Source organism: Enterococcus hulanensis, from assembly GCF_005405485.1.
In the GTDB taxonomy this organism is placed as follows: domain Bacteria; phylum Bacillota; class Bacilli; order Lactobacillales; family Enterococcaceae; genus Enterococcus_A; species Enterococcus_A hulanensis.
Map to the genome: position 1 here is coordinate 1 of NZ_BJED01000020.1, position 20,135 is coordinate 20,135.

Consider the following 20,135-nt stretch of genomic DNA (forward strand, 5'->3'; position numbering starts at 1 on the left):
CTACTATAACCATGAACGTATGAAAGGAAAACTCAATTGGCAGAGTCCGGTACAATTTAGAGAGACGGCATTGAAAGCTGCCTAATTAGAATTGGCAATAAAAGCAACAAAAAAAGGAGTGGATTTCTCCACTCCGAAAAAAGTCTAACTTTTTGGGGTCACTACATAGAGAGTGGATTTTTTTTATTGTTATTGTGCTACCGGCTTTTTAACTAAACCGTAGATAACACCTGAAACGATTGCACCGATGGCGATGAATAAAAGGTAAAGCAATGGATGGCTTAACAGCAGAACAACAAAGATTCCGCCGTGAGGAGCAAGCAATTTGATTCCTACAGCACCAACTAAGCCGCCAGCTAAAGCTGAACCAACGACGAAACTTGGGATCACACGGATAGGATCGGCCGCGGCAAAAGGAATTGCTCCCTCTGTTACAAAGGAAAGCCCCATGACGATGTTCGTCAAACCAGCATCAACTTGACTCTTTTCAAATTTGTTTTTGAACAAACGAGTAGCAACAAAAATAGCTAATGGAGGAACCATTCCGCCGGCCATAACAGCCGCCATTACGATTGAGCCGCCTTGAGCAACAGTTGAAGCTAAAGTGGCAGTTCCGAATACATATGCAGCTTTGTTAATAGGACCGCCTAAGTCGATCGCCATCATTCCGCCAAGCAAAGCACCTAATAAGATAGCGTTTGAGCCGCTTAGTCCAGTTAAGAAACCATTTAAGCCGTCATTGATCGCTTTCATGGGAACATTGACTAATAGCATCAAGAAGCCGGTAATCATCAAGCCGAAGAATGGATAGAAAAGAATCGCTTTGATTCCTTCAAGTGATTTAGGCAGGTTTTTAAACAATTTCTTCAAGAAGATGATGACATAACCAGCTAGGAAACCACCAATTAATGCACCTAAGAATCCAGCACCACCGGCGTTAGCTAAAGCACCAGCAGCAAAACCTGCGATCAAACCAGGACGGTCAGCGATACTTGATGCGATAAATCCAGCAAGGACAGGAAGCATGAAGCCAAATGCAGCACCGCCGATTTGGTTGAACCAGCTGGCAGCTTGATTGTAATTACCTAGATTCGCAAGTTCTGATTGAGGCACACCCATAAATTGGTCGATCATGAAGGATAATGCAATCATGATGCCGCCGCCGATAACGAATGGCAGCATATGAGAAACGCCGTTCATTAAATCTTTATAGATCTGTTGACCTACAGTTCCGTTATCACTTTTTTCTTCAGCAGCAGAAGTATCTTCTCCGCTTCCGTGATACACAGGGGCTTTGCCGCTCAACGCTAAGTTGATTAATTCTTCTGGTTTGCGAATCCCATCGCTGACAGGTCGGTTGACTAATTCTTTTCCATTGAAGCGATTCATTTCAACTTTTTTATCTGCGGCTATGATAACTCCGTCGGCACGAGCGATCTCTTCATCTGTCAGACGATGTTTGATTCCTTCAGAGCCGTTTGTTTCAACTTTGATATCCACGCCCATTTCCTTCGCCTTTTTCTTCAAAGCGTCTTCGGCCATGTATGTATGGGCGATACCAGTAGGGCAGGCTGTTACGGCAACAACGTAGCGGCGATTCGTGTCTTTGATTTTTTCTTCTGCATCTGCTTGGGCTTCTGCTTTTTCTTCTGCAGCTTTTGCTTTTTCAGCGGCATCAAAGGTTGCTTGAACTTGGTCAGGAGTTTCCGCAGCTTTTAGTTTTGCTACAAAATCAGGGTTAATCAAAAGTCTGGATAATGCAGCCAAGGCTTGAAGGTGAGTATCATTGGCACCTTCTGGAGCAGCAATCATAAAGAATAGGTAAGTAGGCTGACCATCTAGTGATTCATAATCTACACCATTTTTACTTTTAGCGAATAAAACGGTTGCTTCTTTTACGGCGCTGTTTTTCGCGTGAGGCATAGCGATGCCGTCGCCTAGACCAGTAGACGTTTGCGCTTCACGGTTTAAAATACCTTCTTTATAAACAGCGATATCTGAAATCCGGCCGGCATCATACATTTTTTGAACCATTTCATCGATTGCTGCTTTTTTGGTTGTCGCTTGCAAATCCATGATCATGGCATCTTTGATTAATAAATCGTTAATATCCATCATAATTCCTCCAAATTTTAATTTGATACATATTTTTACAGAAGAGAAGATCCAAATTAGTTTACTTTTGTGATCTGTACTTCTGGTAATAATTCTTGAATAAACTCTGCGGTAGCTAAATCATCGGAAAAAGTAGTGGCACTGCCGCAAGCGACGCCCCATTTGAATGCTTCAACTGGGTCTTGCGTTTTAGTGAAGTTGCCGACAAAACCAGCAATCATTGAGTCGCCTGCACCGACAGAATTCTTAACTGGGCGTTTTAGGACATTTGAACGATAAATCCCATCTTTGGTAAAAAGTAATGCACCGTCGCCAGCCATTGAAACTAGAGCATGTTGAGCACCTTCGTCTAATAAGCGTTGACCAAAGGGATAAATATCTTCTACTGAGTGGAATGTTGTTTGGTATAGGTCTGCTAATTCATGATTATTTGGTTTCACTAATAAAGGACTCTTTTCTAAAGCATCCATCAAATCAGCACCAGTGGTATCAATGACAAAAGCAGCACCTTGAGCTTTAATGATCTCAATTAATTCTTGATAAAAGCCGGTTGGTATGCTGGCAGGCTTGCTGCCTGATAACACCACGATGTCGTCAGTAGTTAAATGAGTCAACACTTTTTTCAATTCATCCATTTCATCCGCTGAAACGGCCGGGCCTTGTCCATTGATCTCAGTTTCTTCATTGGCCTTTAGCTTGATATTGATTCGTGTATCGTCAGCAACAGGAGTAAAGTTTGTCTTTATAGTTTCACGTTCCAGCCATTCTTTAATAAAGTTTCCGGTAAAACCACCAAGGAAACCTAAGGCTGTTGATTCATTATTAATTCGTTTTAAGATTCGTGAAACGTTAATGCCTTTTCCGCCGGGTAATTTCAAATCGCTTTTCATTCGATTGACGTCGCCAATCGCAAGTTGATCGACGTGCACAATATAGTCGATCGATGGGTTTAGTGTCACTGTATAAATCATACAGAAACCTCCTTCAAGGTAGTTTGCTCTGTGATTTGATCGTGAATAACCAAAGGACAGGTATCTGTGAGGATTGAAGCTGCTGATAGCGGCGCGACACTGACAAAGCTGGTTTGGTTAAACTTACTATGATCAACAAGAACAAAAGCTTCTTCTGCTTGCTGGATCGCTGCTCTTTTCAAAATCGCTTCTTCAGGGTCGGGAGTAGAGTAGCCGCTGTCGAGATGCACACCATTCATACCCATAAAGGCTTTATTGAAACGATATTGTTTTAATTGTTCTAACGCCTGTGAACCGACAACTGCGTCAGTAGTAAGTTTTATGCGGCCGCCCAAGACGATCGTAGCGATCTGCGCTTCAACTAAGTGGGCGGCAAGACCAACGGAATTCGTTACAACCGTTACTGCACGATCTTTCAGAAAGGGAATCATTTCGGAAGTCGTTGTGCCGGCATCCAGATAGATTACGTCACCCTCAGTGATGCAGTCTGCTGCATACTTAGCAACCAATTTCTTCTGATGAACGTTTTTGGCGGATTTTTCGATCATACCCAGTTCTTGCTCTAAATGTTGCGGACGTTTCGCACCGCCATGGATGCGTTCTAACATTCCCATATCTTCCAATTCCTGTAAATCTCTGCGAACTGTCGACTCTGAGGAATGTAACCATTGGATTAAATCCTGTGATTTTACTAATCCATCACGTTCTAGCCAGTCAATTATTTTTCTATGTCGTTCTTCTGTAAGCATTTTCAATCCTCCTTCAATTGAAATACTACCACAAGTGTTTTCGTAATTCAACCATAAACAGTCATAAACGTTCAAAAACATTTAAAGATTATTTTTTGGGCCGTCTTATTATGAAAGAACTCTCATTTTAGGTATGATGGATATAGAGGTGAAGGTTATGAGAAAACAAACAATTTTACAGGGATTTGAATGGTATCTTCCTGCAGACGGCAACCACTGGAAAACGTTAGCCGAAAAAGCGGAAGAGCTGCACCATCTGGGGTTGAATGCAATTTGGATGCCGCCAGCATATAAAGGATCAGAGGGAGCCAATGATGTTGGTTACGGAACTTACGATCTTTATGATCTGGGCGAGTTCGATCAAAAAGGCAGCATTGCTACGAAATACGGAACAAAGGAAGAGTATTTAAGCAGTATCGTTGCATTGAAGAAGGCTGGATTAAAGATTTATGCGGATATCGTCTTCGATCATTTTATGGGAGCAGATGAAACGGAAGTGGTTTCTGCAGTTTCTTATCACTTTGATGATAGAACCAAGCCAAGTTCAGGTGAAGAGGAAATCGAAGCGTGGACTAAATTCACTTTTCCCGGCCGAAAAGGAAAATATAATGACTATCAATGGACCTGGAAGAATTTTTCTGGCGTTGATTATGATGCGCGTGAAAAAGATCATGCGATTTTTAATTTTGCCGATAAAGGCTGGGAGCCGAAGGTCGATGATGAGAATGGAAACTTTGACTACTTGATGGGTTGCAACCTGGATATGGAAAATCCTGAAACGGTTGAACAATTAGACAAATGGGGTAAATGGTATCAAGAGTTGACCGGTGTTGACGGATATCGGTTGGATGCTGTAAAGCATATTCGATTTGATTTGTTCGTTGATTGGATTTTACATCGACGCGAAGAAAAAGCTGAAGAGCTTTTTGTCGTCGGCGAGTATTGGTCTGACGAATTAGAGAAGCTACAAGAATACTTAGATTCGTCTGGCAACTTGATTTCACTTTTCGATGTACCGCTGCACTTTAATTTATTTCAAGCAGCTTCGACTATGGGAGAATTCGACATGCGGCAAATCTTTGCCGGTACGTTGATTGAAACACGACCTGATTGGGCCGTAACATTTGTCGACAACCACGATACCCAGCATGGGCAAAGCTTAGAATCGTGGGTCGAAGGCTGGTTCAAATTACACGCCTATAGCCTGATCTTGTTGAGAAATGAGGGGACCCCGGTTGTTTTCTGGGGTGATCTTTATGGAACTGAAAATGCTGAGGCAGTTGGAGAAGGACTGAATGCCTTGATTAAATTACGTGAAACTCTAAACTTCGGTAATCAAGCAGATTATTTTGATGATCCAGATGTGATTGGTTGGACATTGACAGGCGATTTTGACGATGCTGAATCTGGTGCGGCGATTGTCATGACTAACGCAAAAGGCGGAGAAAAGGAAATGACCGTCAGTGCGATTCACGAAGGAGCAACGTTTGTCGACTTGTTAGGAAACAATGAGGCAAAAGTTGTTTTAGATGAAAACGGTCAAGGAATATTTCCGGTCAACGATGGACAGGTATCTGTTTATGTAAATGAAAAATTAGCAGAAAAAATACGAGGTTGAGCATAGCTCAGCCTCGTATTGCTTTGTCTTGCTTTTTAGCGATTGCTGCTTCGGAACGTTCACGAATCTGTTTGGTGATTTTTTGCGTATAGCCTTCATCCGTAAGAATCATTAACAGATCACCAACCTTCATGACAGTATCGCCATGGGTCAATATTTCCGTCGAACCTCGTCGAATCGAAATCAATAGCATTTCCTTCGGCCAGTTAAAGTCTCTTACCATCGTGCCATCTAATGTACTTTCGGCAGTAACGGGGAATTCAATGATCGTCTTATTTCCAGTAATACTGGGCAGATGTCCATTAAGCAGACGTTCAAGTAATGATTCATAAATTGGATTTCCGCCTAATAGATCATTGATGACATAAGCTGTTAAGGAACAAACAGCCAGCGGCATTAAATGAGTGATATTGCCGACCATTTCAGTTACTAAAATAATCGCAGTCAACGGCGCTTTACCGATAGCGGTAAAGTAGCCAGCCATCGCAAAGATTGCAAAGTCACGAATCAACATCGAATCTAAGCCAAACCATTGATGCAAAATAGTCCCATAAATCCCGCCGATCAAAGCCCCCAAAGTTAGAATCGGTAAAAAAATCCCTCCCGGAAGATTTGCCCCATAAGAAACCATTGAAAAAATGAAGCGTAGGAAAAATAAAAAAATCAGCACGGTTAAGGGAAATACATTTTCACCAATGGCTAAAACGATCTGATTTCCTCCGCCCAAGTAAATCGGGAAAAAGAAAGCGATAGGAATAATTAATAGAAATGGAATAATCCCATAAAGATAGTCTGGCAAATGGGTCTTTTTATAGATTTGCGGCAGCGCTAAAAGGACAACTTGATAAATATACCCGAGAACCCCTAAAATAACTCCCAGCAGAATCAATAAACCATAATATTTCAATGGCAGCGAAGGAACATTCGCAATGAATAAAACTGGCTTTAAACCGAAAAAGTTCAGTGACACTAAATTTGCGGTTAAGGCTGCCGTCAGTGAAGTAAGCCAAATTAAAGGCGAGAAATGATGATGCACTTCCTCTATCACAAAGAGCAAACCAGCGATTGGGGCATTAAAGGCCGCGCCTAATCCAGCTGCTGCACCGCTGGAAATAAAAATTTTCTTTTCCGAAGTAGAGGCATGTGTGTATTCACCGAAGCCTTGTCCCACCATTGCGCCTAACTGGATGGAAGGACCTTCTCGGCCGAGAAATAGACCAGAGCCGACTGATAATACTCCGCCGACAAATTTTTTCCAAAGAATGGAAAACCAATTGAGCTTGATCTCGCCTTGCAAGGTTCCTTCAACCTGCGGGATTCCGCTGCCCTTGATATTAGGCTCTGACTTCATCAAAGCTCCAACGATAATGGCGAATGCCAGCATCACTAAAGCCCAAGGGATTAACCATAGAGGATTGTCGTGGAACCATTGGTAAAGAGTAACGATGTGTTCCATCATTTTTTCGATCAGCAATCGAAAAAGGCTGACGATAACGCCGGCGATCGCTCCGATCAGGACACCCTTTAAAATAAAAATGACCTTGGTACTATCTAAACGTTTAATTTCATGTTCTTTCTTCATGTTTTCCCTCCATACCCTTATTAAACTTAGCGCGAATTTATAAGAAAAACAAGTATCATTCAATGAATTCGTTTTTTTGAAATGTTGCTAGTGTCGCGAAACTTTCTGAGATGCTATAATAAAAAAGATTGAATAGAGAAAGGACGTTTTGCATGCCAAACAAACAGGAGTTGTTAGCAGGACTAAACCCTAAACAAAAAGAGGCGGTGCTTCATACCGAAGGACCGTTATTGATTATGGCGGGGGCAGGAAGTGGAAAGACGCGAGTTCTGACCCATCGTATTGCTTATTTAATAGAAGAAAAAAATGTGAATCCTTGGAATATCCTAGCGATCACCTTTACCAATAAAGCGGCAAGAGAAATGAAGGAACGGGTCAACAGCATTCTAGGTCAGGGCGGCGAGGATGTGTGGGTTTCAACTTTTCACTCGATGTGTGTAAGAATCTTACGGCGCGATGTAGATGCGATTGGTTATGACCGGAATTTTACGATCTTGGATGGTTCAGATCAATTAACCTTAATGAAGCGAATTCTAAAAGAATTAAACATTGATCCCAAAAAATATGATCCGCGCTCGATTTTAGGAGCAATCAGCAATGCCAAAAATGAGCTTCTGACACCAGAAACTTATGCTGAACGGCAAGGTTCATTCTTTGAAGAAATCGTGGCACGCTGCTATGATGCGTATCAAAAAGCTCTGAGAAATAATCAAAGTATGGATTTTGACGATTTAATTATGAACACGATTCGCTTGTTCGAAGAAAATGAAAAAGTTTTGACCTATTATCAAAATAAATTTCATTACCTGCATGTCGACGAATATCAAGATACCAACCATGCTCAATATACCTTAGTAAATATGCTAGCGGCACGCTTTCGCAACTTATGTGTCGTAGGAGATGCCGATCAAAGTATCTACGGCTGGCGCGGTGCGGATATGCAGAATATTTTGGATTTTGAAAAAGACTACAATGATGCAACTGTTATTTTATTAGAACAAAATTACCGCTCAACTAAAAGTATCCTAGATGCGGCCAACCAAGTTATTAAAAATAACAGTAATCGGCGTGACAAGAGCCTTTGGACGGACAATCAGGCTGGCGAACAAATCACGTATTATCGTGCCGATAGTGAACGAGATGAAGCGCAGTTTATCGTTAGCAAGATCAAAGAAGAAATTCAAAGCAATAATCGCAGCTACAATGATTTTGCAGTATTGTATCGAACCAATGCCCAATCTCGGGTGATTGAAGATACGTTAGTAAAATCAAACGTTCCCTACACGATGGTTGGCGGACATAAATTCTATGACCGTAAGGAAATCAAAGATATCATCGCCTATTTGAATATCATCAATAATCCTCGAGACGGCGTCAGTTTTGAACGCGTGATTAATACTCCTAAACGCGGGATCGGCGCTGCTTCTGTTGAAAAGCTAAGAAGCTTTGCAACGCTGCATGATTGGTCGATGGTAGAAGCTGCACAGAATATTGATTTGGCTAATATTTCAGGTAAAGCGGGTCGTATGATCGGTGAATTCGGCACGATGATCACACAGTTCCAAGAAATGGTTACTTATTTGCCAGTGACTGATTTAGTTGACCAAGTATTGGAGCGGACTGGTTATTTAGATGAATTAAAAAATCAACGTACCTTAGAAGCTGAGTCGCGTTTAGAAAACTTAGAGGAGTTTCGAACTGTCACGCAAGAATTTGATAAACGTAATGAGACACAAGATGAAGAAGAAGCACCTGAAGAAAAATTAGCAGTGTTCTTAAATGACTTAGCCTTGGTATCAGATTTAGATGATTATCAAGAAGAAAGTGCGCAAGTCACTTTGATGACGCTGCATGCAGCGAAAGGACTAGAATTTCCTATTGTCTTTTTAATCGGTATGGAAGAAAAAATCTTCCCGCTTTCCCGTTCTTTAATGGAAGAAGCCGAACTAGAAGAGGAACGCCGTCTTGCTTATGTCGGAATTACTCGTGCAGAAGAAAGTTTGTATTTGACCAATGCGTTTTCCCGGACCCTTTATGGAAAAACTCAATACAACCAGCCTTCCCGTTTTGTCGCTGAGATTGACGACAGTTTATTAAACGCTGTTGGTATGCAGCCTCAACCTAAAGCGAGCTACAGTAATCCGTTCCAAAGTAAAATCATGCAGCCAAAATATCAGCATGCTACACGTGAACCTGTTACCAGCAAGACAGCATCTGGGGGAGAAAATGAAAGTTGGAACCCTGGTGATAAAGTTCAGCATAAGAAATGGGGCGTAGGGACTGTTGTAAAAGTCAGCGGTAATGCTAAAGACGTTGAATTAGATATCGCATTTCCACAGCAAGGTGTCAAACGACTGTTAGCTGCTTTTGCACCAATTGAAAAAATCTAAAACTTTCCATATAAAATAAATTAGGAGGGACCTTCTTGGAATCAATGACCTTTCAAGCGGCGGAAAAACGCTCGGCAGAACTCCGCGACGAACTGAATCAGTATGCCCATGAATATTACGTGCAAGATCAACCCTCGGTGGAAGATTTTGTTTACGATAAAAAGTATCAAGAATTAGTTGAGATCGAAACAGAGTACCCTGATTTGATCACACCTGAATCACCTACCCAACGAGTTGGAGGAAAAGTGTTAGAAGGCTTTGAAAAAGTTGTGCACGATATTCCTTTATATAGCTTAAATGATGTTTTTAGCAAAGAAGAGTTGATTGCCTTTGATGAACGTGTAAAGAAAGCTTTAGGCCATCCGGTTTCTTATTGCTGCGAGTTAAAAATCGACGGCTTGTCTATTTCCTTAAAATATGAAAATGGGGTTTTTGTTCAAGGAGCAACCCGGGGTGATGGAACAGTCGGTGAAAATATTACAGAGAATTTAAAAACAGTGAAATCAATTCCGTTACGATTGAAGGAACCTTTATCCATCGAAGTTCGCGGTGAGTGCTACATGCCTAAGTCTTCATTTGTGAAACTGAATCAACAACGGGAAGAAGAAGGCAAAGAAGTTTTTGCGAATCCTCGTAACGCTGCTGCTGGAAGTTTACGACAATTAGATACACGGATTGCAGCTAAGCGGAATTTGAGTACGTTTTTATATACACTCGCTGATTTCGGCCCGCTGGAATCTACGACACAAGATCATGCACTGAATGAAATGTCTCGTCTGGGCTTCCGAACAAATCCTGAACATCGGGTTTGTGATACGATCGATGAAGTTTGGGACTATATTGAAACCTTTCATGAGACAAGAGATCAATTGCCTTACGAAATCGACGGTATTGTAATCAAGGTAAATGAATTTGAGCTGCAGGATGAATTAGGTTTCACTGTAAAAGCCCCGCGTTGGGCAACAGCTTACAAGTTTCCCCCTGAAGAGGCTCAGACTACTTTACTGGACATTGACTGGACGATTGGACGCACAGGTGTTTTGACACCTACAGCAATCATGGAACCAGTGCGATTAGCAGGAACGACAGTTGGTCGCGCAAGTCTTCATAATAGTGATTACATCGAGAAAAAAGATATTCGTTTGCAGGATACCATTCTAGTTTACAAAGCTGGTGATATTATTCCTGAAGTAGCACAAGTCATTCTGGAAAAACGACCAGCAGACAGCGAACCCTATCCAGTACCTACCCATTGCCCAATCTGTGACAGTGAGTTAGTTCATTTGGATGAAGAGGTAGCGCTTCGTTGCATCAATCCGAAATGTCCTGCACAAATCAAAGAAGGCTTAAGTCATTTTGTTTCTCGCAATGCGATGAATATCGAAGGTTTAGGGCCTCGCGTATTAGCGCAAATGTTTGATAAGGGATTAGTTTCTGATGTAGCTGATCTTTATGCATTAGACAAGGAACAGTTACTGACTTTGGATAAGATCAAAGATAAGTCGGCAGAAAATATTTTACAAGCGATTGATGCTAGTCGTGAAAACTCAGTAGAACGTTTGATTTTTGGATTAGGTATCCGCCATGTAGGTGCGAAAGCCGCGGGAATATTGGCCGAGCATTTCGGCAGTCTTGAAGCGATGAGCAAAGGAACTAAAGAAGAAATCGTTGATCTAAACACGATTGGGGAAACGATCGCGGACAGTGTTGTGACCTACTTTGAAAATGAAGAAGTCCATGAGCTGATGCAAGAACTAGCTGAACGAGGTGTAAATCTCAAATATAATGGAATCCGGAGAAGTCAATTAGCAGAAATCGAGTCACCATTTAAAGACAAAACGGTTGTACTGACGGGCAAGCTGATCGATTATACTCGTGAGGAAGCAAAAGAAAAAATTCAAAATCTTGGCGGAAAAGTAACCGGCAGTGTCTCTAAAAAGACTGATATTGTGGTCGCCGGCGAAGAAGCTGGGAGTAAGCTGACAAAGGCACAAAGTTTGGGTGTTGAAGTTTGGGACGAAAAACAAATGATCCAAGCTATTGAAGAAAGTCAGACAGACTAAACAGTTTTGTCTAGAAGGCTGTTGACGATTCTATTAACGAACGAGTATTATAAAAAGCGTTGACTCTATTAGAATACGATTATTTTAAACTTGTTTGAATTGAACGATTTTTCAAAAAATTTCAAGAAAAAAACGTGAATTCTAACAGAGATATGATAAAATGATTGAAAATTGACAAAAGAAAGAGGGATATTATGGCAATTAATGAAGAACAAGTGAAACATGTCGCAAAACTTGCGAAGCTTTCTTTTTCAGATGATGAATTGACCGGTTTTACGGATCAATTAGGAAAAATAATCGACATGGTCGAACAACTTGGGGAAGTTGATACAGAAGGTGTGCCATTTACTTCCAATGTATTAGAAACAATTAATGTCATGCGTGAAGACGTTGCCGATGAAGGCTGGTCGCGTGATGAGTTAATGAAAAATGTTCCGGAAAGTGAAGATGGCTTCATCAAGGTTCCGGCAATCATTGACAATGGAGAGGCTGGTGCATAATGGAAAAATTATATGACAAATCGATTGAAGAATTACACAGTCTGCTAGTATCAAAAGAAATCACAGCGACTGATTTAACAACTGAAACCTTTGATCGCATCAAGGAAACAGAAAAAGATATTGATGCTTTCATTACTTTGAATGAAGAAAAAGCATTAGAAATGGCAAAAGCCGTTGATGCAAAAGGAATCACAGAAGATAACGTATTGGCTGGTATTCCGATCGGGATTAAGGACAATATCGTAACAAAAGGCCTATTAACGACTGCAGCATCTAAAATTTTATCAAACTTCGAACCAATTTATGATGCGACAGTCATGGAAAAAGTATATAGTTCGGATTTAATTCCAGTTGGTAAGCTGAACATGGATGAATTTGCGATGGGAAGTTCAAGCGAGACCTCTTATTTTAAGAAGACAAAAAATGCTTGGGATCAAACAAAGGTTCCCGGCGGTTCTTCTGGTGGTTCGGCCGCAGCAGTAGCGGCAGGTGAAGTACCAGTTTCTTTAGGGAGCGACACTGGCGGTAGTATTCGACAACCTGCAGCTTTCAATGGTGTTGTAGGATTGAAACCAACTTATGGACGTGTGTCTCGTTTTGGCTTGATTGCTTTTGCATCATCGTTAGACCAAATCGGACCATTTACTCGTACAGTTAAAGACAATGCTTTAGCACTGAATGCTATCAGCGGCTATGATCCAAAAGACGGCACTTCAGCAGGTGTTTCTGTACCTGATTTTGCTTCTGGTTTAACTGGTGATATCAAAGGAATGAAGATTGCTTTGCCAAAAGAATTCATGGCAGAAGGAATCGAACCTGGTGTTAAGGCGGCAATCACTAAAGCGGTTGATACTTTTAAAGCTTTAGGTGCGACCGTTGAAGAAGTCAGCTTGCCACATTCAAAATATGGGGTAGAAGTGTATTACATCATCGCTTCATCTGAAGCTAGCTCTAACTTGCAGCGTTTCGATGGTATCCGTTATGGTTTCCGTTCAGAAGATGTGCAAAACTTGGAAGATGTTTATGTAAATACACGTACTGAAGGTTTTGGCGATGAAGTAAAACGTCGGATCATGTTGGGAACATTCTCACTTTCAGCAGGATACTACGATGCGTATTTCAAAAAAGCGGGACAAGTGCGTACATTGATTAAACAGGACTTCGATAAAGTCTTTGCTGATTATGATTTGATCATTGGTCCAACATCTCCAACTGTTGCTTTCCGCATCGGTGAAAACATTGATGATCCAATTACAATGTATCTAAATGATATCTTAACGATCCCTGTGAACTTAGCAGGATTACCAGGTATGTCAGTTCCAGCCGGCTTCTCAGAGGGATTGCCTGTTGGTCTGCAAATCATCGGAAAACATTTTGATGAATCAACTATGTATAAAGCTGCTTATGCTTTTGAACAAGCAACTGATTTCCATAAGCAAAAACCAGTGATTTTAGGGGGGGACAAATAATGAACTTAGAGACTGTCATTGGACTTGAAGTCCATGTGGAATTAAAAACAAACTCTAAAATCTTTTCACCTGCGCCCGCTCACTTTGGTGCAGAAGCAAATACCAATACAAATATTATCGACTGGGGCTATCCAGGTGTCTTGCCGGTCATGAATAAAGCTGCGATTGAATTTGGAATGAAAGCCGCTCTTGCCTTAAACTGCGAAGTTTCAAAAAATATGCACTTTGACCGTAAGAACTATTTCTATCCAGATAACCCAAAAGCATATCAAATCTCACAATTTGACGAACCGATTGGTCATGATGGTTGGATCGAAATTGATGTTAACGGTAAGAAGAAAAAAATCCGCATCGAACGAGTTCACTTAGAAGAAGATGCTGGTAAAAACATGCATGGTATCGGCGGCTATTCCTATGTCGATTTAAACCGTCAAGGGACACCATTGATCGAGATTGTGTCTGAGGCAGATATGCGTTCGCCTGAAGAAGCAAATGCTTATTTAGAAGCGTTGCGGTCAATCATCCAATTTACTGGTGTCAGTGATGTGAAGATGGAAGAAGGATCAATGCGCTGTGATGCCAACATTTCTTTGCGTCCTTATGGACAAGAAGAATTTGGTACAAAAACAGAATTGAAAAATCTGAACTCAATCAGTTTCGTTAAAAAAGGCTTGACCTTTGAAGTTCAACGTCAAACCAAAGTTTTGCTTTCTGGTGGAACAATCCAACAAGAAACACGCCGTTATGACGAAGGAACCAATAAAACAATTTTGATGCGTGTTAAGGAAGGTTCAAGTGACTATCGTTACTTCCCAGAACCAGATATTCCGCGCTTTGAAATCGATGATGCATGGATTGAAGAAGTTCGTGAAACGTTACCTGAAATGCCAGCGGCACGTCGCGAACGTTATGTGAATGATTTAGGATTACCAGAATATGACTCAATGGTTCTAACCTTGAGCCGTGAAATGTCTGACTTCTTTGAAGACACACTGAAGGAAGGCGCAGATGCTAAGCAAGCATCTAACTGGTTGATGGGTGAAGTGTCTGCTTATTTGAATAGTGAAAAACTGGAGTTAGCCGATACTAAATTAACACCAAGTAATTTAGCAGGCATGATTACGCTGATCGCAGACGGCACTATCAGTTCTAAGATCGCGAAGAAAGTCTTCCGTGAGCTGATCCAAAATGGTGGAGACGCAAAAGAGGTTGTTGAAGCGAAAGGACTTGTTCAGCTATCTGATCCAGCTCAATTATTGCCAATGATTAATGAAGTGCTTGATAATAATGATCAATCCGTTGAAGACTTTAAGAACGGAAAAGATCGAGCTGTTGGTTTCTTAGTTGGACAAATCATGAAAGCAACTAAAGGAAAAGCTAATCCAGGCGTAGTAAATAAATTGCTTCAAGAGGAATTAGCGAAAAGGTAAAAAATGTCAATATCAGTTTCACCGATGAATTTAAATTCACTTGGTGGAACTGTATTCGACGTGAACTTTTTTTAGAATAATTATTTTAAATGAACAAGGAGCTCGACCATGAGAAAAGCACGACTGATTTATAATCCAGTATCTGGAAAAGAGATCATGCGCAATAATTTGGCAGATATTTTAGATGCCATCGAAAAAGCAGGTTATGAAGCAAGTGCCTTTGCTACGACTCCTGAACCTGATTCAGCGAAAAATGAGGCTACTCGTGCTGCTAAAGCTGGTTTTGAACTAGTCGTTGCGGCAGGGGGAGATGGAACCATTAACGAAGTTGTCAATGGAATTGCTGGCTTAGAAGAACGCCCCAAGATGGCGATCATTCCAGCCGGCACAACCAATGACTATGCTCGCGCTCTGAAAGTCCCGCGTAATAGTGTGAAGGCCGCGGCTGAAGTTATCCAAAAACAACAAACAGTTAAAATGGATATTGGTAAGGCGGCTGACACTTATTTTATTAATATTGCTGCCGGCGGCTCATTAACTGAATTAACATATGAGGTGCCATCTGAATTGAAAAGTATTTTTGGCTATTTAGCTTATTTAGCTAAAGGGGCCGAAATGCTTCCACGAATCAAACCGACTAAAATGCGTTTGGTTTATGAGGGTGGCGAATACGAAGGCAATGCTTCGATGTTTTTCCTAGGATTAACAAATTCTATCGGTGGTTTTGAAACGATTGCTCCGGATGCTAAATTAGATGACGGCAAATTTTCATTGATCGTAGTGAAAACAGCAAATCTTTTTGAAATCGTTCGTTTGATTACGTTAGTCTTAAATGGCGGAAAGCACGTTAATGATTCAAAAGTTTTGTATGTTAAGACAAGCTTTCTGGATGCCAGTTTAATTGATACGGATAAGAAAATGATGATCAATTTAGATGGCGAATACGGCGGCGATGCACCGATGCGATTTGAGAATTTGCATCAGCATATTGAATTTTATGCCAATACGGATGAAATTAACGATGACGCAATTTTAGGCCCAGATGATCAAAAGCGTGAAGCCGGAATTGAACTAGTTAAAGAATATGAAAAAATCCAAGATGAAGATTCAGACGAGTAATATCTAAACGTTTCTGTCGTAAGACGGGAACGTTTTTTGTGTTCTCATTTATTAATGAACTGGCTAGGGTTCATTCTTATGGAACTCTTAAGAGTATAGACTTGATGTTACCTTGCTTTTTCTATTAGAATTCATTAGAATAGACAAATCAGCCTTGAAGGAGAATGAAATGACCACAGTAGAAAAAAATCAAACATACACCGTCACGATCGATGATTTATCACATGAAGGTTTAGGTGTCGCGCATATCGATGGTTATCCGCTATTTATTGAAAATGCTTTGCCGGAAGAGGAAATAAAAGTTAAAGCAGTTAAAGTCGGAAAGAAATTCGGATATGGAAAAGTAATGGAGCGTTTCAACGCAAACCCTGAACGTCAAGAAGTGAAAGATCTAGATCTTTTAAGAAGTGGGATCGCACCTTTAAGCCATATGACTTATGATTATCAATTACGCTTTAAACAACAGCAAGTTGTAAAGGTTCTGAAAACAATTGCGAAGTTGCCTGAGTTACCAGTAGCTTCAACTTTAGGCATGGAGAACCCCTTTGAATATCGCAACAAGGCACAGATTCCTGTTCAAAAAGTTGACGATCAATTGATGACTGGTTTTTACCGCAAAAATTCACATATTTTATTACCAATTGAAAATTATCTGATTCAAGATCCAAAAATTGACCAAGCAATCATCGCAGTTCGGAATATTTTGCGGCGGTTTAACGTCAAAGCCTACAATGAACGTGAAAATACTGGCTTTATTCGTCACATCATTATTCGTCGTGGTCATTACAGTCATGAGATGATGGTGATTCTGGTTACTAGAACAGAACGGTTCTTTAAAGGAACTGAAATTGCTGAAATAATCAAAGCCGAACTACCTGAAGTGGTTTCTGTGATCCAAAACATCAATCCAGAAAAGACGAATGTCATCATGGGTCGAGAAGAAAAAGTGTTGTACGGCAAATCAGCGATTAATGATACATTATTAGGCAAAACTTACCAAATTTCACCGCAGTCGTTCTATCAAGTAAATACGGAACAGACAGAAGTGCTTTATCAAACAGCTATTGAATTTGCTGAGTTAGATTCTGAAGATATCGTAGTTGATGCTTATTGTGGAATTGGAACAATTGGTTTGTCATTAGCGAATAAAGTCAAACATGTTTATGGTGTTGAAATCGTTCCTCAGGCTATCGAGGATGCGAAAGCAAATGCAAAAGCTAATGGGATTGAAAATGCCAATTATGAGATTGGGAAGGCAGAAAAACTTATGCCGCGCTGGGCTCGTGAAGGCATCGAACCTTCTGTGATTTTTGTTGACCCGCCAAGAAAAGGCTTGGATGAAAAATTCATTGAAGCATCAGTAGCAGTAAATCCTCAAAAAATCGTTTATATTTCATGTAATCCTGCTACCTTAGCTAGAGATTTGCGAAGATATGAAGATCTTGGATACCATGCAGTTAAGGTTCAGCCAGTAGATTTATTTCCGCAAACATATCATGTAGAATCAGTAACTTTACTGATAAAGGCGGTGTAAATATGAATCAAAAAGAGAAAATGTTAGAGCTGATCAAAAAGAAACAAGGCGGCGGACGTTCCCAAAAAATGGAAACGCCGAAAAACGATCGCAAGAACATGCGTAAAGGACCAAAGATTTATAACAAGTAGCATTACAGAAAGGGGCAATTTCATTGGGAAGTATTTGGATGCAGCGGCTAACAAAATTTTATCAAAAATATGCGTATTTGATGCGCGGACGTTATGGCAGATTGGATCAAATCAATAAGGCATTATTGATTGTTTGGGCAGTGATGATGATTTTTGACCGTTGGATTCCGTTTTACATCGGGAACACTTTAGCGTTAGCAGCTTTTGCGTTAGTGATTTATCGGTTTTGTTCGAAGAAAATCTATCCACGAAGCAATGAAAACCAAAAATTCATCCAATGGATTGCTCAGATGAAGGATTTCTTCAAAGGAAAGAATGGTACGTATCGTTACTTTAAATGTCCCGAATGCAAACAAAAATTGCGTGCACCAAAAGGACGAGGAAAAATCAAAGTAACTTGTAAAAATTGTCATACGCAATTCGTAAAGAAGGTCTAGTTTTTAAAACTAGGCTTTTTCTGATATTCTTACAACGAGAAGGTGAGAATATGAAACTAATTTTAGTCCGTCATGGCGAAAGTGAAGCCAATTTCCAAAATTATTGGACTGGGTGGCTGGATGTAGATTTAACAGAAAAAGGGATCGAACAGGCTAAAGAGGCTGGCAAAAGAATAAAAAATGCGAGCTTATTAATAGATGTGGCGTTTGAATCTGTTCTTAAACGCTCGATCAAAACCGCAAAAATGATCTTGCAGGAAGCAGATGCAAGCTTTGTTCCAGAATATAAAACGTGGCGTTTAAATGAGCGTCATTACGGTGCATTAGTTGGGAAGAATAAGGATATTATTGCCCAGCATTTTGGAGCTGACCAAGTAAAGAAGTGGCGAAGGGGCTTTGATGAAGTTCCGCCTTTAACAAAAGATAATCATTTCGATCGACGATATAATCAGCTTGATCCTCGATTGATCCCGACCGGAGAGAGTTTGCATATGACTTCGCAACGTGTCGTACCGTTGTGGCAGGATCAGTTAGCACCGAATTTGATGGATGGAAAAACAGTGTTAGTTTGTGGTCATGGAAATAGTTTGCGTGCGTTGGTTCAATTTCTTGAAGCTGTTCCAACCGATCAAGTCGATCAAATCGATATTCCTAATGCGACTCCGATAGTTTACACATTTAATTCGCGCTTAGAAATTATTCAAAAAGAGATTCTATAAAATTATTATGTTTACTTAGAAAGGATTCGTATGAATTATATTTGGGATTTTGATGGCACATTGTATGATACTTATCCAATTATGTTGAAGGCATTAATGCGGACTTTTAAAGAGTTTGATATAAACAAGGATGAAGAAACAGTCTACAAAAAGATAAAAATGGAATCGATTCGACAAATGATCGTCGATTGGCATTTGCCTGCGCCTGATTTTGATCAAAAGTACCATGCTTACGAGGCAGAGCAAAACAAAGCCTCTTATCCCTTTGCAGAAACCAAAGAAACGTTAGAAAAACTGCAGGAAAGGGGTGGACAGCATTTTATTTTAACCCATCGAACGGTCGAATCGACCTGGAATCTGTTAAAAAGAGATGGATTGGATGCATTGATTGTCGATATTATCGGCAGTGATTCAAATTATCCTAGAAAACCAGATCCATCCGCGATCAATTCTTTTATTGATAACTATCAATTAGATCGGAATAAAACAGTAATGATCGGAGATCGCAAGTTAGACATTGAGGCAGGAAATAATGCAGGTGTTCAGACGGTCTTCTTTGATATAGATTATTTTAAACAGGATATTAAGTCAGCTTATTTTATAAATAATTTAAAAGAAATGGTACAAATTTTCTGAGCAGAAAGCTATAATTAGAGTAAGGAAACAGTTGGTAAAATAGCTATTAGTAAAAATAATAAGCTACAATTTTTACTATTTGATTAATTTGAACAAGGAGGTGCGAAATGGAATTACAACGCGATCAGGAAGTCGTAGAGTCATTTAATTATGGACTTCCTCCGAAAGACCAAGTAGTAAAACAGAAATTGCTGATTAATTTTAGTCCATTGGAAGCAATGGACCCGGGATATCCAGCTGAAAATAGTATTATGGGTGTTCGGATTGAGTTCGTACTCCCTTTCGAAGAGTTTATTATTGGCGGTGTATTTTCTCAAGTCATCCATGTGATTGGGCGCCAAGTTAAACAACAAAATGATTTGACCGAGGCTGAGGCCAATGAGATGATTCGTCCAATTTTAAGATTGATTGAGCGAATGGTTTATGAAATCACCGAAATTGCTTTGGATAAGCCAGGCGTAAAAATCAATTTTTCTTCAAATACTATTTAAAACGATAATTTTACCTCCACTTTGAGGGACTTCTAGTTCGTGTTATTAGAGTCTAGTCAAAGTGGTTTTTTTTATGAATATCATTATGAAAATTTCCATGCAACAGTGCAAAATGTAAGACAGATTATTTTATCTAGGTTATAATTCTTAAGTCACTAAAATTTAGGAATCGCGCAGCTAT

Annotated in this window: 17 protein-coding genes; 13 read left to right on the plus strand and 4 right to left on the minus strand. The window is 40.2% G+C overall.

All coding sequences use genetic code 11. From position 1 onward, the window contains the following. Positions 1 to 189 precede the first annotated feature (189 nt). From FFR60_RS18605 to FFR60_RS18615, 3 genes are read right to left on the minus strand one after another with little or no spacing between them, the layout of a single operon-like run. A complete protein-coding gene (locus FFR60_RS18605) occupies positions 190 to 2,115 on the minus strand; it encodes a PTS fructose transporter subunit IIABC (protein ID WP_137665361.1) in 1,926 nt (641 codons plus the stop codon). Positions 2,116 to 2,171: 56 nt separating this feature from the next. Next, positions 2,172 to 3,086 (minus strand): 1-phosphofructokinase, encoded by a 915-nt coding sequence (gene pfkB, locus FFR60_RS18610; protein ID WP_137665311.1) that lies wholly within the window; start codon positions 3,084 to 3,086, stop codon positions 2,172 to 2,174. Continuing rightward, positions 3,083 to 3,835 carry a DeoR/GlpR family DNA-binding transcription regulator gene (locus FFR60_RS18615; RefSeq protein ID WP_137665312.1) on the minus strand — a complete coding sequence of 251 codons (753 nt, stop codon included), beginning with the start codon at positions 3,833 to 3,835 and terminating at the stop codon, positions 3,083 to 3,085. The genes pfkB and FFR60_RS18615 overlap by 4 nt, the downstream gene beginning before the upstream one ends. Positions 3,836 to 3,992: 157 nt before the next feature. Between FFR60_RS18615 and FFR60_RS18620 the strand changes: the two genes are divergently transcribed. Next, positions 3,993 to 5,453, plus strand: coding sequence for an alpha-amylase (locus FFR60_RS18620; protein ID WP_137665313.1), 1,461 nt, complete (start codon positions 3,993 to 3,995; stop codon positions 5,451 to 5,453). 7 nt (positions 5,454 to 5,460) lie between these two features. Here the strand turns inward: FFR60_RS18620 and FFR60_RS18625 are convergent, their stop codons facing one another. After that, the gene (locus FFR60_RS18625; RefSeq protein WP_137665314.1) at positions 5,461 to 7,035 is read right to left on the minus strand and encodes a ClC family H(+)/Cl(-) exchange transporter; all 1,575 of its coding nucleotides are present in this window, start codon (positions 7,033 to 7,035) and stop codon (positions 5,461 to 5,463) included. Positions 7,036 to 7,187: 152 nt separating this feature from the next. Here FFR60_RS18625 and pcrA point away from each other — a divergent pair, with 152 nt between their 5' ends. The 12 genes from pcrA (at position 7,188) to FFR60_RS18680 (ending at position 19,954) form a co-directional block, all read left to right on the plus strand. Then, positions 7,188 to 9,425: a DNA helicase PcrA gene (pcrA, locus tag FFR60_RS18630; RefSeq protein ID WP_137665315.1), complete on the plus strand. Its 2,238-nt coding sequence runs from the start codon at positions 7,188 to 7,190 to the stop codon at positions 9,423 to 9,425. 44 nt (positions 9,426 to 9,469) lie between these two features. Then, on the plus strand, positions 9,470 to 11,488 hold the full coding sequence (gene ligA, locus FFR60_RS18635; RefSeq protein WP_137665362.1) for an NAD-dependent DNA ligase LigA: 2,019 nt from the start codon (positions 9,470 to 9,472) through the stop codon (positions 11,486 to 11,488). A 194-nt stretch (positions 11,489 to 11,682) separates the two neighbouring features. Continuing rightward, positions 11,683 to 11,988, plus strand: a complete 306-nt coding sequence (gene gatC, locus FFR60_RS18640; RefSeq protein ID WP_010744987.1) for an Asp-tRNA(Asn)/Glu-tRNA(Gln) amidotransferase subunit GatC — start codon at positions 11,683 to 11,685, stop codon at positions 11,986 to 11,988. Further along, positions 11,988 to 13,457 carry an Asp-tRNA(Asn)/Glu-tRNA(Gln) amidotransferase subunit GatA gene (gene gatA, locus FFR60_RS18645; protein WP_137665316.1) on the plus strand — a complete coding sequence of 490 codons (1,470 nt, stop codon included), beginning with the start codon at positions 11,988 to 11,990 and terminating at the stop codon, positions 13,455 to 13,457. The genes gatC and gatA overlap by 1 nt, the downstream gene beginning before the upstream one ends. Further along, on the plus strand, positions 13,457 to 14,887 hold the full coding sequence (gatB, locus tag FFR60_RS18650) for an Asp-tRNA(Asn)/Glu-tRNA(Gln) amidotransferase subunit GatB (protein ID WP_137665317.1): 1,431 nt from the start codon (positions 13,457 to 13,459) through the stop codon (positions 14,885 to 14,887). The genes gatA and gatB overlap by 1 nt, the downstream gene beginning before the upstream one ends. Before the next feature lie 108 nt (positions 14,888 to 14,995). After that, positions 14,996 to 16,006 (plus strand): diacylglycerol kinase, encoded by a 1,011-nt coding sequence (locus tag FFR60_RS18655; RefSeq protein WP_137665318.1) that lies wholly within the window; start codon positions 14,996 to 14,998, stop codon positions 16,004 to 16,006. A gap of 169 nt (positions 16,007 to 16,175) precedes the next feature. Then, the gene (gene rlmD, locus FFR60_RS18660; RefSeq protein ID WP_137665319.1) at positions 16,176 to 17,540 is read left to right on the plus strand and encodes a 23S rRNA (uracil(1939)-C(5))-methyltransferase RlmD; all 1,365 of its coding nucleotides are present in this window, start codon (positions 16,176 to 16,178) and stop codon (positions 17,538 to 17,540) included. 2 nt (positions 17,541 to 17,542) lie between these two features. Beyond that, the gene (locus FFR60_RS23110) at positions 17,543 to 17,671 is read left to right on the plus strand and encodes a hypothetical protein (protein ID WP_283205013.1); all 129 of its coding nucleotides are present in this window, start codon (positions 17,543 to 17,545) and stop codon (positions 17,669 to 17,671) included. A 23-nt stretch (positions 17,672 to 17,694) separates the two neighbouring features. Then, positions 17,695 to 18,108: a hypothetical protein gene (locus tag FFR60_RS18665; protein ID WP_249355043.1), complete on the plus strand. Its 414-nt coding sequence runs from the start codon at positions 17,695 to 17,697 to the stop codon at positions 18,106 to 18,108. A gap of 50 nt (positions 18,109 to 18,158) precedes the next feature. Next, on the plus strand, positions 18,159 to 18,827 hold the full coding sequence (locus tag FFR60_RS18670) for a 2,3-bisphosphoglycerate-dependent phosphoglycerate mutase (protein WP_137665320.1): 669 nt from the start codon (positions 18,159 to 18,161) through the stop codon (positions 18,825 to 18,827). Positions 18,828 to 18,857: 30 nt separating this feature from the next. Then, complete coding sequence (locus FFR60_RS18675) at positions 18,858 to 19,463, plus strand: HAD-IA family hydrolase (protein ID WP_137665321.1); 606 nt, start codon at positions 18,858 to 18,860, stop codon at positions 19,461 to 19,463. Between the two features lie 107 nt (positions 19,464 to 19,570). Continuing rightward, positions 19,571 to 19,954, plus strand: a complete 384-nt coding sequence (locus FFR60_RS18680) for a DUF1149 family protein (RefSeq protein ID WP_088932701.1) — start codon at positions 19,571 to 19,573, stop codon at positions 19,952 to 19,954. Positions 19,955 to 20,135: the final 181 nt, after the last annotated feature.